This is a genomic window from Pseudomonas sp. FG-3G, assembly GCF_901007645.1.
GTDB classification, from domain to species: domain Bacteria; phylum Pseudomonadota; class Gammaproteobacteria; order Pseudomonadales; family Pseudomonadaceae; genus Aquipseudomonas; species Aquipseudomonas rhizophila.
Genome location: NZ_CAAKGZ010000024.1, coordinates 178,120 through 190,704, shown reverse-complemented (window position 1 = coordinate 190,704; position 12,585 = coordinate 178,120). Strand labels below are relative to the sequence as shown.

General features: G+C 60.4%; 14 protein-coding genes. 8 read left to right on the top strand and 6 right to left on the bottom strand.

The window, feature by feature from the left end:
• Positions 1 to 11: 11 nt before the first annotated feature.
• Positions 12 to 734, bottom strand: a complete 723-nt coding sequence (locus tag PSEUDOMOFG3G_RS17260; protein WP_047227220.1) for a glycerophosphodiester phosphodiesterase family protein — start codon at positions 732 to 734, stop codon at positions 12 to 14.
• Positions 731 to 1,327 (bottom strand): PilZ domain-containing protein, encoded by a 597-nt coding sequence (locus PSEUDOMOFG3G_RS17255; protein ID WP_139050704.1) that lies wholly within the window; start codon positions 1,325 to 1,327, stop codon positions 731 to 733. The genes PSEUDOMOFG3G_RS17260 and PSEUDOMOFG3G_RS17255 overlap by 4 nt, the downstream gene beginning before the upstream one ends.
• A gap of 94 nt (positions 1,328 to 1,421) precedes the next feature.
• On the opposite strand from PSEUDOMOFG3G_RS17255, the gene PSEUDOMOFG3G_RS17250 reads away from it, so the two are divergent.
• The 3 genes from PSEUDOMOFG3G_RS17250 (at position 1,422) to PSEUDOMOFG3G_RS17240 (ending at position 4,671) form a co-directional block, all read left to right on the top strand.
• Positions 1,422 to 2,672, top strand: a complete 1,251-nt coding sequence (locus tag PSEUDOMOFG3G_RS17250) for a lipoprotein-releasing ABC transporter permease subunit (protein ID WP_139050703.1) — start codon at positions 1,422 to 1,424, stop codon at positions 2,670 to 2,672.
• Between the two features lie 7 nt (positions 2,673 to 2,679).
• The gene (gene lolD / locus PSEUDOMOFG3G_RS17245) at positions 2,680 to 3,363 is read left to right on the top strand and encodes a lipoprotein-releasing ABC transporter ATP-binding protein LolD (protein ID WP_162843734.1); all 684 of its coding nucleotides are present in this window, start codon (positions 2,680 to 2,682) and stop codon (positions 3,361 to 3,363) included.
• Between the two features lie 63 nt (positions 3,364 to 3,426).
• Positions 3,427 to 4,671: a lipoprotein-releasing ABC transporter permease subunit gene (locus tag PSEUDOMOFG3G_RS17240; RefSeq protein WP_047227223.1), complete on the top strand. Its 1,245-nt coding sequence runs from the start codon at positions 3,427 to 3,429 to the stop codon at positions 4,669 to 4,671.
• 184 nt (positions 4,672 to 4,855) lie between these two features.
• Here the strand turns inward: PSEUDOMOFG3G_RS17240 and PSEUDOMOFG3G_RS17235 are convergent, their stop codons facing one another.
• Positions 4,856 to 6,208, bottom strand: a complete 1,353-nt coding sequence (locus PSEUDOMOFG3G_RS17235; protein WP_107322902.1) for a heavy metal sensor histidine kinase — start codon at positions 6,206 to 6,208, stop codon at positions 4,856 to 4,858.
• Complete coding sequence (locus tag PSEUDOMOFG3G_RS17230) at positions 6,205 to 6,885, bottom strand: heavy metal response regulator transcription factor (protein WP_047227225.1); 681 nt, start codon at positions 6,883 to 6,885, stop codon at positions 6,205 to 6,207. The genes PSEUDOMOFG3G_RS17235 and PSEUDOMOFG3G_RS17230 overlap by 4 nt, the downstream gene beginning before the upstream one ends.
• A gap of 151 nt (positions 6,886 to 7,036) precedes the next feature.
• On the opposite strand from PSEUDOMOFG3G_RS17230, the gene PSEUDOMOFG3G_RS17225 reads away from it, so the two are divergent.
• Both PSEUDOMOFG3G_RS17225 and queF read left to right on the top strand, forming a co-directional pair.
• Positions 7,037 to 7,558, top strand: a complete 522-nt coding sequence (locus tag PSEUDOMOFG3G_RS17225; RefSeq protein ID WP_107322901.1) for a plastocyanin/azurin family copper-binding protein — start codon at positions 7,037 to 7,039, stop codon at positions 7,556 to 7,558.
• Between the two features lie 61 nt (positions 7,559 to 7,619).
• Positions 7,620 to 8,450, top strand: coding sequence for an NADPH-dependent 7-cyano-7-deazaguanine reductase QueF (gene queF, locus PSEUDOMOFG3G_RS17220; protein ID WP_139050702.1), 831 nt, complete (start codon positions 7,620 to 7,622; stop codon positions 8,448 to 8,450).
• A gap of 168 nt (positions 8,451 to 8,618) precedes the next feature.
• Here queF and PSEUDOMOFG3G_RS17215 read toward each other — a convergent pair whose 3' ends face one another.
• Positions 8,619 to 8,882, bottom strand: a complete 264-nt coding sequence (locus PSEUDOMOFG3G_RS17215) for a DUF4404 family protein (RefSeq protein WP_047227228.1) — start codon at positions 8,880 to 8,882, stop codon at positions 8,619 to 8,621.
• Positions 8,883 to 8,991: 109 nt separating this feature from the next.
• Positions 8,992 to 9,612, bottom strand: a complete 621-nt coding sequence (locus tag PSEUDOMOFG3G_RS17210; RefSeq protein ID WP_047227229.1) for a hypothetical protein — start codon at positions 9,610 to 9,612, stop codon at positions 8,992 to 8,994.
• A gap of 199 nt (positions 9,613 to 9,811) precedes the next feature.
• Between PSEUDOMOFG3G_RS17210 and PSEUDOMOFG3G_RS17205 the strand changes: the two genes are divergently transcribed.
• The 3 genes from PSEUDOMOFG3G_RS17205 (at position 9,812) to rssC (ending at position 12,510) form a co-directional block, all read left to right on the top strand.
• Entirely contained in the window at positions 9,812 to 10,501 is a 690-nt protein-coding gene (locus tag PSEUDOMOFG3G_RS17205; RefSeq protein WP_139050701.1) for a VacJ family lipoprotein, read from the top strand.
• A gap of 345 nt (positions 10,502 to 10,846) precedes the next feature.
• On the top strand, positions 10,847 to 12,028 hold the full coding sequence (rssB, locus tag PSEUDOMOFG3G_RS17200) for a two-component system response regulator RssB (RefSeq protein WP_047227231.1): 1,182 nt from the start codon (positions 10,847 to 10,849) through the stop codon (positions 12,026 to 12,028).
• Positions 12,028 to 12,510 carry an anti-sigma factor antagonist RssC gene (rssC, locus tag PSEUDOMOFG3G_RS17195; RefSeq protein ID WP_139050700.1) on the top strand — a complete coding sequence of 161 codons (483 nt, stop codon included), beginning with the start codon at positions 12,028 to 12,030 and terminating at the stop codon, positions 12,508 to 12,510. The genes rssB and rssC overlap by 1 nt, the downstream gene beginning before the upstream one ends.
• Positions 12,511 to 12,585 lie beyond the last annotated feature (75 nt).

Below are 12,585 nucleotides of genomic sequence, written 5' to 3'. Positions count from 1 at the left end.
GGAGACCGATTTCAGCAATTCTCGAGGGTGGCAGTGGCCAAACCGGGAAAGTCTGTAATCAGGCTGTCAACGCCGAAGTCGGCGAGCCTGCGCATCAGCGCGGGTTCGTTGACGGTCCACACCGATACATGCAACCCCTGACGCTGGGCCTTGATCAGGCGTTCCGGCGTACACAGCGTCCAGTTGAGCGCCAGAATCTCGCAGCCGTAACTCTGGGCGACCTTCAGTGGGTCGAGCCAGGCGTATTCGGCCACCAGCCCGCGGGAGATGTCCGGGGTCAGGTCCAGGGCAGCCTTGAGCACTTCCCGGGAGCTGGAGGTGATGGTGATTTTGTCCAGCAACCCGAAACGCTGGGCCATTTCGCGGATCCCCAGCACGGTGGCGGCGGCGCGGGTGCGTGAGGCACTCTTGACCTCCAGTTGCCAATGCTCGAAATCACATTTTTCGAACAGCTCCTCCAGGCGCGGGATCGGGCACGGCTTGATCCAGCCCGGGCCACCCTTGCGCGCATCGTAGGTCACCAGCTCGGCGGCCGAATGCTCCACCACCTTGCCCCGGCGATCGGTGGTGCGCTTGAGGGTCGGGTCGTGGATCACCATCAACTCGCCGTCCATTGAAAGGTGCAGGTCCAGCTCGCATCGGCGCACGCCGTGCTTGAGGCACTCCTGAAAACCGGTCAGGGTATTTTCTGGCGCTTCGCCCTTGGCGCCACGGTGGCCATAAATGAGGGTCACGGTTCTTCCTTATTGATGCCGGATTCGTTCAGTTCCCGCGCCAGGCGTCGCTCTTGCGCCTGTTTCTGCAGGATGTAGCGGGCCAGCAACTGGCGCTGGGCGTCGGTGGGGCGTTCGAACTCGGTGCCCACGTCATAGCCGTCGCCCTTGGGGTCGCAATGAGTGACCCGGGCCCGGAGCAACAGCCCCAGGGCCTGGGGCATCAGCACCATCTTGATCGACAGGTGCGCGCCGACGGCAATGGGGGTGGGGTATTGGAAGTCGATGCCGCCCTCGGAGATGATCACCGGCTGCGGTTCGCCGATTTCGCCGAGCGCCGTCAGGGCAATGACCTGGCTGAGCAGGTCGATGCGTTTGTGCATGACTTTCAGGTACGCGGCGATGCTACGCTCGCGCTCGCTGATCTGGCGCAGCAGGTGTTGCGATTCGAATTCGCTCAGGTGCAATTCGCTGAGCAGATTGAACAGTGGAGAAGCATCCTGCAACACTTCCTGGCCAGCAGCTTCAGGAATGGAGAGGGGCCGAATTTCCAGTGCGATCGTGTCCTCGATACGGTAGTATTCGCGGCGATCTTCTTCATCTAATGTCGACATGGCGAACCCATGGTAGCGGCGGTGGTCTGAGTGTAAAGCTGGTTTGTGACCCCCGCCACAAGGACGTTCCTTTTCCCTCCGAACAAGCCCCGACATGTTCAGACCTCTCTTCGTATTTATCGGCACGCGTTATACCCGTGCAAAACGTCGCAATCATTTCGTATCGTTCATTTCCCTGACTTCAATCATCGGGCTGGCCCTTGGCGTGGTCGTGATGATCGTCGTGCTGTCGGTGATGAACGGGTTCGACCATGAAATGCGCACTCGCGTGCTGGGCATGGTGCCCCACGCCACCCTCGAAACCGGCGAAGCCATCAGCGACTGGCCGAGCCTGGCCGCCAAGGTCAAGCAGAACCCGCAGGTGCTGGCGGTTGCGCCGTTCACCCAGATGCAGGGGCTGCTGACCCACAATGGCAAGGTTTCCAAGGTCTTGCTCAATGGCATTGACCCTGGGCTTGAGCGGCAGGTGTCGATCATCGACAACTTCATGAAGCAGGGCAAACTCGACGACCTGGCGCCGGGCAGCTTTGGCATCGTCATCGGTGACAAGGCCGCTGCCAAGCTCGGCGCCGTCATCGGCGACAAGCTGACCTTCGTGGCACCGGAAGTCACCGTGACCCCGGGCGGCATGTTCCCGCGTATGAAGCGCTTTACCGTGGTCGGCATTTTCCATGTCGGCGCCGGCGAGCTGGACGGTTACCTGGGCGTCACCAACCTTCAGGACCTGGCGCGCCTGCATCGCTGGAAACCGGATCAGGTCCAGGGCCTGCGGTTGAAGTTCGACGATCTGTTCCAGGCACCGCGCGTCGCGTGGACCATCGCCCAGCAGCTCGGCGAAGACCGCTACTACGCTCGCGACTGGACCCGCACCCACGGCAACCTGTACCAGGCGATCCGCATGGAAAAAGCCATGATCGGCCTGCTATTGCTGCTGATCGTCGCCGTTGCCGCGTTCAACATCATCTCCACTCTGGTGATGGTGGTGAATGACAAGAAAGGCGACATCGCCATCCTGCGCACCCTTGGCGCCACACCGGGGCAGATCATGCGGATCTTCATGGTCCAGGGCACGGTCATTGGCGTGATCGGTACGGTGGTCGGCGCCTTGGTCGGGATGTTTGCCGCGCTGAACGTCAGCGCCGCGATTGCCGCTCTCGAAGGCCTGATCGGGCACAAGTTTCTCAACGCCGACGTGTACTTCATCGACTACCTGCCGTCGCAGTTGCAGACAGACGATGTGTTGATGGTCTGCGGCGCCGCGTTGGTCCTGAGTTTCCTCGCCACCCTGTATCCAGCCTGGCGTGCCGCGCGCACCCAGCCTGCGGAGGCGTTACGTTATGAGTGAGTCGGGTATGAGTGAAAAAGCAATCTTGAGCTGCCGTAACCTGGGCAAATCCTACGAGGAGGGGCCGGAATCGGTGGTGGTGTTGTCGGGCTTGCAGCTGGAGCTGCATCCGGGCGAGCGTGTGGCGATTGTCGGTACGTCCGGGTCGGGCAAAAGTACCTTGCTCAATCTGTTGGGCGGCCTCGATACACCGACTGCCGGCAGTGTCTGGCTGGCCGGCGAGGAACTCTCGGCGCTGAACGAGAAGGCCCGTGGCCTGCTGCGCAACCGTTCCCTGGGCTTCGTTTACCAGTTCCACCATTTGCTGCCCGAGTTCACCGCGCTGGAGAACGTCTGCATGCCGCTACTGATCGGTCGCACCGCGATCCCTGAAGCCCGCCAGCGGGCCACGGCGTTGCTAGAGCGGGTCGGGTTGGGCCATCGTCTGGAGCACAAGCCGGCGGAGTTGTCCGGTGGCGAGCGCCAGCGCGTGGCGATTGCCCGGGCCCTGGTCAACAAGCCGGGGCTGGTGATGCTCGACGAGCCGACCGGCAACCTCGACTCCCACACCGCCCAAGGCATTCAGGACCTGATGCTGGAACTCAGTACCTCGATGCGTACCGCGTTCCTGGTGGTGACCCACGACATGAACCTGGCCCGGCAGATGGACCGCGTCCTGCACCTGCAGGAAGGTTGCCTGACGCCCATTTGACCGACCGAAACCCGGCGCTTGCTGCAAGCGCCGGGTCTTTTATTTTCATACGGTGCCCCGCGAATGTTCAGACCGTTATCGATCTTCATCGGCACGCGCTATACCCGCGCCAAGCGCCGCAATCGCTTTGTTTCGTTCATTTCCATGACCTCGATGATCGGCCTCGCCCTGGGGGTGCTGGCGATGATCGTGGTGCTGTCGGTGATGAATGGCTTCCAGCGCGAAATGAGCTCGCGCATCCTGGGCATGGTGCCCCACGCCACCATCGTCGGCGTCAAGCCGATCGACGACTGGCAGCCGGTGGCTGCCGCGGCGCTGAAAAATCCTGAGGTGATCGCTGCCGTGCCGTTCACTGAAATGGAAGGCATGCTCAGCCATAAAGGCGCGATGCAACCGATCCAGATCAGCGGCATCGACCCGGCCCAGGAGGGCAAGGTGTCCATTGTCGCCCAGCATATTGTCCAGGGGCGTCTCGATGCCTTGAAGCCGGGCGAGTTTGGCGTGGTGATCGGCGAAATCACTGCTCGGCGCTTCCGTTTGAACGTCGGGGACAAACTGACCCTGATCGTGCCGGAAATCAGCACCGCGCCGGGCGGCATCACCCCGCGGATGCAGCGCTTGAATGTGGTCGGCGTGTTCAAGGTAGGCGCCGAACTGGATGGCTCCATGGCGCTGATCCACGTGGCCGACGCCGCGCAAATGCAGCATTGGCAGCCCAACCAGGTGCAAAGCGTGCGCCTGGCGGTCAAGGACCTGTACGCAGCACCGCGAGTTTCCGGCGACATCGCCACGGGCCTCGGTGCGGACTACAAGGCCGACGACTGGACCCACACTCAGGGTAGCCTGTTCAGTGCCATGAAAATGGAAAAAACCATGATCGGCCTGCTGTTGTTGATGATCGTCGCGGTGGCGGCCTTCAACATCATCGCGACCCTGATCATGGTGGTGAACGATAAGGGCGCGGATATCGCGATCCTGCGCACCATTGGCGCCACGCCGCGGCAGATCATGGCGATTTTCATGGTCCAGGGCACGGTGATTGGCGTGGTCGGCACGCTGATTGGCGGCGTGCTGGGGGTGATTGCGGCACTGAACGTCAGTGATTTAGTGGGTTGGGTGGAAAGGGTCACTGGCCAGCATATTTTCAGTTCCGACGTGTATTTCGTCAGCAACCTGCCTTCGGAGCTTCAACGCGGTGATGTAGTGCTGATCTGCTCGGCCGGGTTCATCCTGAGCTTCCTCGCCACGGTTTACCCGGCCTGGCGTGCGGCGAAGGTCGAGCCGGCGCAGGCGTTGCGCTATTCCTGAATCAGCGCAAAACCTTGTGCCAAGGGCGACACTCTCTGTGGCGAGGGGATTTATCCCCGCTGGGCTGCGAAGCAGCCCCAATACAGTCAACTCAACCTGCCTGCTACACCCAGGTGCCAGGGTTTAGGGCCGCTTCGCGACCCAGCGGGGATAAATCCCCTCGCCACCAGGGTTTGCGTTGGGCTTAATCTTCCTTCGGCAACTCAATCAAAAACCGCGTCCAGCCATCGGCCGATTCGCAGCGGATCTGCCCGCCATGGGCGCGGACGATGGAGCGGGTGATGGCCAGCCCCAGCCCGGCGTGTTCACTGCTGCCTTCCTGGCGGGCCGGGTCGGCGCGATAGAAACGGTCGAACAGACGCGGCAGCAAGTGCGCTGAAATCCCGTCACCGCTGTTCTCCACGTTTACATGCATCTGCCCAACGCCCTCGACAATATGTACTCGTACTTCGCCACCGTCAGGCGTGAAGCGCAAAGCATTGTCCAGCAAATTGGACAGGGCCCGGCGCAGCATGCTGCGGTCTCCGTCGATGCGGCCGTTGCCTTCACGGCTCAAGCGGACGTGGGCGTCTTCGGCCAGCGGGGCGAAAAACTCCAGCAGCAGATCCACTTCCTGAGCCAGTTCCAGCGGTTCGCGGCTGGGTGCCAGCAAGCCGTGGTCAGCCTTGGCCAGGTACAGCATGTCGTTGACCAACTGCGCCATCCATTGCAGCTCTTCAAGATTGCTGTGCAATGCTTCGCGATAATCCTCCAGCGAGCGTTCGCGGGTGAGGGTGACCTGAGTGTGGGTCAACAGGTTCGATAAAGGGGTGCGCAGTTCATGGGCGATGTCGGCAGAGAACGCCGAGAGCCGTTGAAACGCATCATCGAGACGTCGGAGCATGTCATTGATGCTGTGGGCCAGTTCCGCCAGTTCGGCGGGCATGTGTTCTTCCGGCAGTCGGGCATTGAGAGAGCGGGCCGAGACGCTGCCGGCGATGGCCCCCATACGCCGCAACGGTCGCAAGCCGCGCCGGGCGGCCCAGGCCCCGAGCAGGGCGGTAGCCAGGGCTGAGAGGCCGACCGTCAGCCAGATCAGGCGCTGCATGCGTTGCAGGAAGTGCTGGTGGTGGGTGATGTCCAGCAGCAGCGTCAGTTGCGGCGAGTCGGTGCGGTCGGGGTACAGCGGCGCATTCAATACCCGGTAGTCAGTGTCGGCATCGCTGAGGGTGGACAGGCCGGGACGCTCCGGCAACTGAGCCGGAATCCGCAGCGAACTGTCGTACCAGCGCACGCCATCGCTATCCTTGATGCGCAAGGCCAGGTCGGCCTGGCGACTGAGTTCATCTGCCAGACGGCTTTGGGTTTGCTCGGCATCCAGCCCCTGCAGGGCGCGACGCAGGCCGATCAGTTTGCCTTCGAGCAGTTGCTGATCCAGCTCGATGAAGTGCGCCTCGCTGCCACGGCTGAACAGCACGCCGGCAAACAGGGAGACCACGGCGGTGCAGGCGGCGAACAGCAGCGCCAGCCGGCTGCTCAGCGACCAACGCCCTCTCACAGGTTGCGCTCTTCAAGGACATACCCCATGCCCCGCACGGTGTGGATCAGCTTGCTGGGGAAATCGTCGTCGATCTTGATTCGCAGGCGCCGTATCGCGACTTCGATGACGTTGGTGTCGCTGTCGAAATTCATATCCCAGACCTGGGAAGCAATCAGGGATTTGGGCAGGACCTCGCCCTGGCGACGCAGGAGCATTTCCAGCAACGCGAACTCCTTGGCCGTGAGGTCGATGCGCTGGCCGCTGCGTTCGACGCGGCGGCGGATCAGGTCCAGGCGCAGGTCCGCCAGTCGCAGGCTGGTTTCCTGGGGCGTCGAGCTACCGCGGCGCAACAGGCTGCGCACTCGCGCCAGCAGTTCGGAAAAGGCAAAGGGTTTGACCAGGTAATCGTCGGCGCCCAACTCCAGGCCATGCACGCGATCCTGGACCGCATCCCGCGCGGTGAGAAACAGCACCGGCGTATCCAGGCCGGCGCCGCGCACGGCCTGCAAAATCTGCCAGCCATCGCGGCCGGGCAGCATCACATCGAGGATCAGCAAGGCATATTCACCGCTCAAGGCCAATTGCTGGCCGGTAATGCCATCGGCCACCAGGTCGGCGTTGAACCCGGCTTCGGTCAGGCCTTGGCGCAGGTATTGGCCGGTTTTGGTTTGGTCTTCGACGATCAGCAGTTTCATGGGCAGCTCAAGGCGTTGTTGGAACGAGGGCGTTATACCGCGTCGGACGTGGCCGTGGCTCTACCTGACAAAGTTGTAATCGAGCCGTAAGCCGATTGGCAGGTGTGCAGAGATAGAGTTCTCACACGCTGAATCTGACAGGAGTATGGACATGTTAATGGCAAACCGCTTGATCCTGACCGCCTTTGCACTGGTGCTCAGTACGCCCACGTGGGCTTCACCGGGTCATTTTGATTTCGGCCAGCCTGCCTCGGCGGCCAAGGCCAGTCGCAGTATCGATGTGGTGATGGGGGACATGACCTTCGACCCCGGTGCACTTGATATCAAGGCTGGGGAGACCGTTCGGTTCGTGCTGATCAATAAAGGTCAGTTGCTGCATGAGTTCAACCTGGGCAATGCCGCGATGCACGCCCAGCATCAGCAGGAAATGCTCAAGATGCAACAGAGCGGACAACTGACCCCGACCGCAATGAAGCAAGGGATGGCCCATGGCTCCATGGGGCACGGGCAGGCCGGCATGCGCCATGAAGACCCCAACAGTGTGCTGGTGGAGCCGGGCAAAACCGCCGAGCTGACCTGGACCTTCAACAAGGCCATGCGGCTGGAGTTCGCCTGTAATGTGCCCGGCCACTACCAGGCCGGGATGAAAGGCAAGCTGACAGTCAGTCAGTAAGCACTCAAAGGCTGGGGCAAAGGCTGATAGAATTGGCTGATTCTTCAGTCAGGTTTCCGTCATGCATCCCGCAGCCGAACATTCGCCGCTGGGCAAATCCAGCGAATACATCGCCACGTACACGCCGTCACTGCTGTTTCCGATCCCGCGCACCGCGAAATGGGCGGAACTGGGCCTGACGGCCGAGACCCTGCCGTACAAGGGCGTGGATTTCTGGAACTGTTTCGAGCTGTCATGGCTGCTGCCGTCTGGCAAACCGGTGGTGGCCATTGGTGAATTCGCAATCGCGGCGGATTCACCAAACATCATCGAATCCAAATCCTTCAAGCTGTACCTCAACTCGCTGAACCAGACGCCATTCGCTGATACCGCGAGCCTGGAAGCGACCTTGCGTCAGGACCTGTCGGCGGCCGCCGGTAAACCGGTGGGCGTGCGCATCCGCAGCCTCAAGGACGTGGAAAGTGAAGGGGTCGTGGCATTACCCGGCGTGTGCATCGATGACTTGGACATCACCGTCGACTCCTACGAGCATCCGCGCCCGGAGCTGCTGCGCTGCGATGATTCGCGCATCGTGGAGCAAAGCCTGCACAGCCATCTGCTCAAATCCAATTGCCCGGTGACGAGCCAGCCGGACTGGGGCAGCGTGGCGGTGCAATATCGCGGTGCGGCGCTGGACCCTGCCAGCCTGTTGGCCTACATCGTCAGCTTCCGCCAGCATTCGGATTTCCACGAACAGTGCGTGGAGCGGATCTTTCTCGACCTGCAACGCTTGCTCAAACCGGAAAAATTGACGGTGTATGCGCGCTATGTGCGGCGGGGTGGGCTGGACATCAATCCGTATCGCAGTACCGAAGAGGTACAGCTGCCGAACCATCGCCTGGTCCGGCAATAAATAATCCTGTGGGAGCGAGCCTGCTCGCGATGAGTCAGGCACATTCAGCATTGATGTTGGCTGAGCCACCTATCGCGAGCGGGCTCGCTCCCACAGGGGATTGCATTTCATATCGTGAAAAATGAAAAGCCCCGCTATCAATAGCGGGGCTTTTTTGCATCTGGGGGTTCAGATTCCCATGTTGCCCAAGGCTTGTACGATATTGCGCAACGTCCCGGCAATAGTGGGGTGATCCAGTTCGAAGCGCTCGACAGCCAGGTTCACACCATCGACCAGGTCGGCATTCTGAAGCGAATTATCCAGTTCGATCTCGGCTTCGAGCTGAATCATCAGTTGATGCAGATTCTCGCGCTCCGGTTCGGAAAGCGGCGGGTTCTGTTCCAATTGCTCGCGCAGTTCATCAAGTTGTTTCTGCAATTCGCGGGCAGGCATTGGCGTACTCCCTTTATTGATAGGCACAGCCATGGACCGCGACGATGCGTCAAAAGTCCGTGGCTTGCCTTAAGAGTAATCCACCCTCGTGCACCCTGCATGATCTCGGTCAGGGCTTTTCACCTTTGAGCCGACGCAGGCTGATATCCGCCAGGCAGGTGTCGAGTTCACCCAGGTGATCGATCACCGAATGCACGCCCAGGCCGAACAACTGCACGGTGGCCTTGGCGCGCTTGGTCTCTCGTTCCTGTTGGCTCAGGAGCTGCCATTCGTTCGGCGCCAGGCCACACAGCGAGCCGCAGGACGCCAGGCCGATGGTCCACAAGCCGGCATTGAGCCCCGACTGCAACAAGCGCGGCTCGCCGCTGACCAGCACGCAACCGTCCAATTGCTGGACGTTCAACGCCATCAAGGCCTGCCAGCAGGCATGCGGGGCCGGCCACGGATAATTTGTTGCTGGAAGTTGCGGTGATTTGATCCACGCTGGTAACGAAGCTGCCAGGCTATGACTGATGGCAGGTGGCAGTTCGTCGAGCCAGGCGCAGGGAATCTCCTGAAGCTGCAAAAGGCGCAGGCTTTCGAGGGCGCCGGGGGTTGGTTGCGAATGCTCGGTGGGCACTGCGCCTGCCTGTCGCGCCCTTGCCCCGAAATCCACCAGACAACCGCTCAAGCCAAACAGTACGGCGGTCAGGCTGGGGGCGGGCAGGGGCAGGGTTTCGGCGCGGGGCATGGGAACGTCCTTGAAATATCCCGCAGCCTAACGTGCCTCAATGACAGTCCAATGACAGTGAAATGAAGGCGCCGGGTGCGGAAAAATCCTACGAGCAGCTTCTCTTTCAGTGCTGTCTATCCAAGCGTTCCGCTTTATACTAGCGCCCTTACCGCCTGGGCTCGGCGCCCTTGCCTGAATAATCCAAGGAGTTTTCCCTATGCGCTGGAGCCATTGTCTAGCTCAGCTGTGTTTGTCTGCCTGCGTCCTGCTAGTCCCCTTCGCCGCCCAGGCCGCAACGGAAGACGATCCTTGGGAAAGCATCAACCGCCCGATCTTTACCTTCAACGACACCGTTGATACCTACGCACTCAAGCCGCTGGCCCAGGGTTATCAGTACGTGACGCCGCAGTTTCTCGAAGACGGCATCCACAACATGTTCCGCAACATCGGCGACGTGGGCAATCTGGCCAACAATGTCCTGCAGGCCAAACCGGCCGCAGCCGGGGTCGACACGGCCCGGTTGATCTTCAACACCACCTTCGGCCTGTTGGGGTTCTTCGACGTGGGCACCCATATGGGCCTGCAACGCAGCGATGAAGATTTCGGCCAGACCCTGGGTTATTGGGGAGTCGGCAGTGGCCCGTACGTAGTGCTGCCGTTGTTGGGGCCAAGCACCTTGCGTGACGCGCCGGCCAAGCTTGTCGATGACTACACGGCCCCTTATCGTTACATCGACAACGTCTCGGTGCGTAACTCGATCTTCGGTCTGAACATCGTCGATACCCGCGCCAGCTTGTTGTCCGCCGAAAAACTGGTGAGTGGCGACAAGTATGTGTTTATCCGCAACGCCTTCCTGCAGAACCGTGAATTCAAGGTCAAGGATGGCCAGGTCGAAGATGATTTTTAATTTCGCCCGGTAACCCCAGGAAGGCGGCCTCAGGGCCGCCTTCTTTGTTTTGAGGCACTGTTTAAGCAGGGATCGAACCTTCCATTGAGTTACGCTTCGCTCGGTTCTTATAACTCTCTGTACTTTGACAAACCAAGACGGCAAGCGGCTATCTGCATGAGCTTGAAACGCCCCGCGGATGGGAGTACCGTCTGCGCCTTAGAAGGGCACCTCTGATGTAACTGTGTGTAGGACAAGGGCCTACATCCGGTACGACAGAGAGGCTAGAAAGCGAATCCAGTAGTGAGCGCCAGGCCCAGTTGCCCAGCCCGCTACGCCAACCTAATTCTGGCGCCGTTTGCCCACATGCCAAAAACCAGTGCCACGCTGCTGATAATCGATGATGACGAAGTGGTGCGAGCCAGCCTCGCAGCCTACTTGGAAGACAGTGGTTTCAGCGTCCTGCAGGCCAGCAACGGTCAACAGGGTCTTCAGGTATTCGAGCAAGACAAGCCCGACCTGGTCATCTGCGACCTGCGCATGCCGCAGATGGGCGGACTCGAACTCATTCGCCAAGTCACCGAGCTTTCCTCGCAGACCCCGGTCATCGTGGTTTCGGGCGCGGGCGTGATGAACGACGCGGTTGAGGCGTTGCGCCTGGGCGCGGCCGATTACCTGATCAAGCCCCTTGAAGACCTGGCCGTGCTCGAGCACTCGGTGCGCCGGGCCCTGGACCGTTCGCGCCTGTTGGTGGAGAACCAGCGTTATCGCGAGAAGCTGGAAACCGCCAACCGCGAGCTGGAAGCCAGCCTGAACCTGTTGCAGGAAGACCAGAACGCCGGCCGCCAGGTGCAGATGAACATGTTGCCGGTCAGTCCCTGGACCGTTGACGATTTCCGTTTTGCCCACCAGATCATCCCGTCTTTGTATCTGTCGGGGGATTTCGTCGACTATTTCCGGGTCGATGAACGTCGAGTGGCGTTCTATCTGGCGGACGTTTCCGGCCATGGCGCTTCGTCAGCGTTCGTCACGGTACTGTTGAAGTTCATGACCACGCGTCTGTTGTTCGAATCCAAGCGCAACGGCACGTTGCCTGAGTTCAAGCCATCAGAAGTCCTTGGTCATATCAACCGGGGCCTGATCAGTTGTAAGCTGGGCAAACACGTGACAATGGTCGGTGGGGTCATCGACGAGGAGACGGGTTTGTTGACCTATAGCATCGGCGGTCATCTGCCGTTGCCTGTGTTGTATACGCCTGACAGTGTTCGTTACCTGGAAGGGCGTGGTTTGCCGGTGGGCCTGTTCAATGAGGCCACCTACGAAGACCACGTACTGGAACTGCCACCGACCTTCAGTTTGACGCTGATGTCTGATGGCATTCTGGACCTTTTGTCAGAACCTACACTCAAAGAGAAAGAAGCGGCCTTGCCTGAACGGGTAAGCGCAGCGGGCGGCAGCCTGGAAGGCTTGCGTCAAGTGTTTGGATTAGCCACGCTAGGGGAGATGCCGGATGATATCGCCCTGTTAGTGTTGAGCAGGAATCTTTGATGAGTACCGGTAGAATCCAGTTCGCCGAGCAGGACGGCACCTTTGTCCTGAAGTTTGTCGGTGAAGTGCGCCTGACCCTCTGTTCGGCGCTGGATGCGACTATTGAGCGGATCTTCACCGCGTTGAACTTCAACGCCATCGTGATCGACCTGACCGAAACCCGCAGCATCGACAGCACCACCCTGGGCCTGCTGGCCAAGCTGTCGATCCTGTCGCGGCAAAAGGTCGGCCTGCTGCCGACCGTGGTCACCACCCACAACGACATCACCCGGTTGCTGCAATCCATGGGCTTTGACCAGGTATTCAATATCGTCGGCGATCCCGTGCCATGCCCGGAGTGCCTGGACGATCTGCCCGATCAGGATCAATCGGAAGAGGAAGTGCGGATCAAGGTGCTTGAGGCCCATAAGATCCTCATGGGGCTGAACGACTCCAATCGTGACGCGTTCCATGACCTGGTGAGTGCGCTGGAGCGGCCTTGATTCACAGGTTTTGCGTAGACTGAGCGGGCCTCATCGCGAGCAAGCTCGCTCCCACAATGTTTATCTGCCCAGCGC

Excerpts from the sequence above, each read along its gene's own strand:
- PSEUDOMOFG3G_RS17210 (WP_047227229.1), bottom strand. The coding sequence starts at position 9,612 with ATGCCCCGCGCCGAAACCCTGCCCCTGCCCGCCCCCAGCCTGACCGCC.
- lolD (WP_162843734.1), top strand. The coding sequence starts at position 2,680 with ATGAGTGAAAAAGCAATCTTGAGCTGCCGTAACCTGGGCAAATCCTAC.
- PSEUDOMOFG3G_RS17205 (WP_139050701.1), top strand. The coding sequence starts at position 9,812 with ATGCGCTGGAGCCATTGTCTAGCTCAGCTGTGTTTGTCTGCCTGCGTC.
- rssB (WP_047227231.1), top strand. The coding sequence starts at position 10,847 with ATGCCAAAAACCAGTGCCACGCTGCTGATAATCGATGATGACGAAGTG.
- queF (WP_139050702.1), top strand. The coding sequence starts at position 7,620 with ATGCATCCCGCAGCCGAACATTCGCCGCTGGGCAAATCCAGCGAATAC.
- PSEUDOMOFG3G_RS17230 (WP_047227225.1), bottom strand. The coding sequence starts at position 6,885 with ATGAAACTGCTGATCGTCGAAGACCAAACCAAAACCGGCCAATACCTG.
- PSEUDOMOFG3G_RS17240 (WP_047227223.1), top strand. The coding sequence starts at position 3,427 with ATGTTCAGACCGTTATCGATCTTCATCGGCACGCGCTATACCCGCGCC.
- PSEUDOMOFG3G_RS17255 (WP_139050704.1), bottom strand. The coding sequence starts at position 1,327 with ATGTCGACATTAGATGAAGAAGATCGCCGCGAATACTACCGTATCGAG.
- PSEUDOMOFG3G_RS17225 (WP_107322901.1), top strand. The coding sequence starts at position 7,037 with ATGTTAATGGCAAACCGCTTGATCCTGACCGCCTTTGCACTGGTGCTC.
- PSEUDOMOFG3G_RS17215 (WP_047227228.1), bottom strand. The coding sequence starts at position 8,882 with ATGCCTGCCCGCGAATTGCAGAAACAACTTGATGAACTGCGCGAGCAA.
- PSEUDOMOFG3G_RS17250 (WP_139050703.1), top strand. The coding sequence starts at position 1,422 with ATGTTCAGACCTCTCTTCGTATTTATCGGCACGCGTTATACCCGTGCA.
- rssC (WP_139050700.1), top strand. The coding sequence starts at position 12,028 with ATGAGTACCGGTAGAATCCAGTTCGCCGAGCAGGACGGCACCTTTGTC.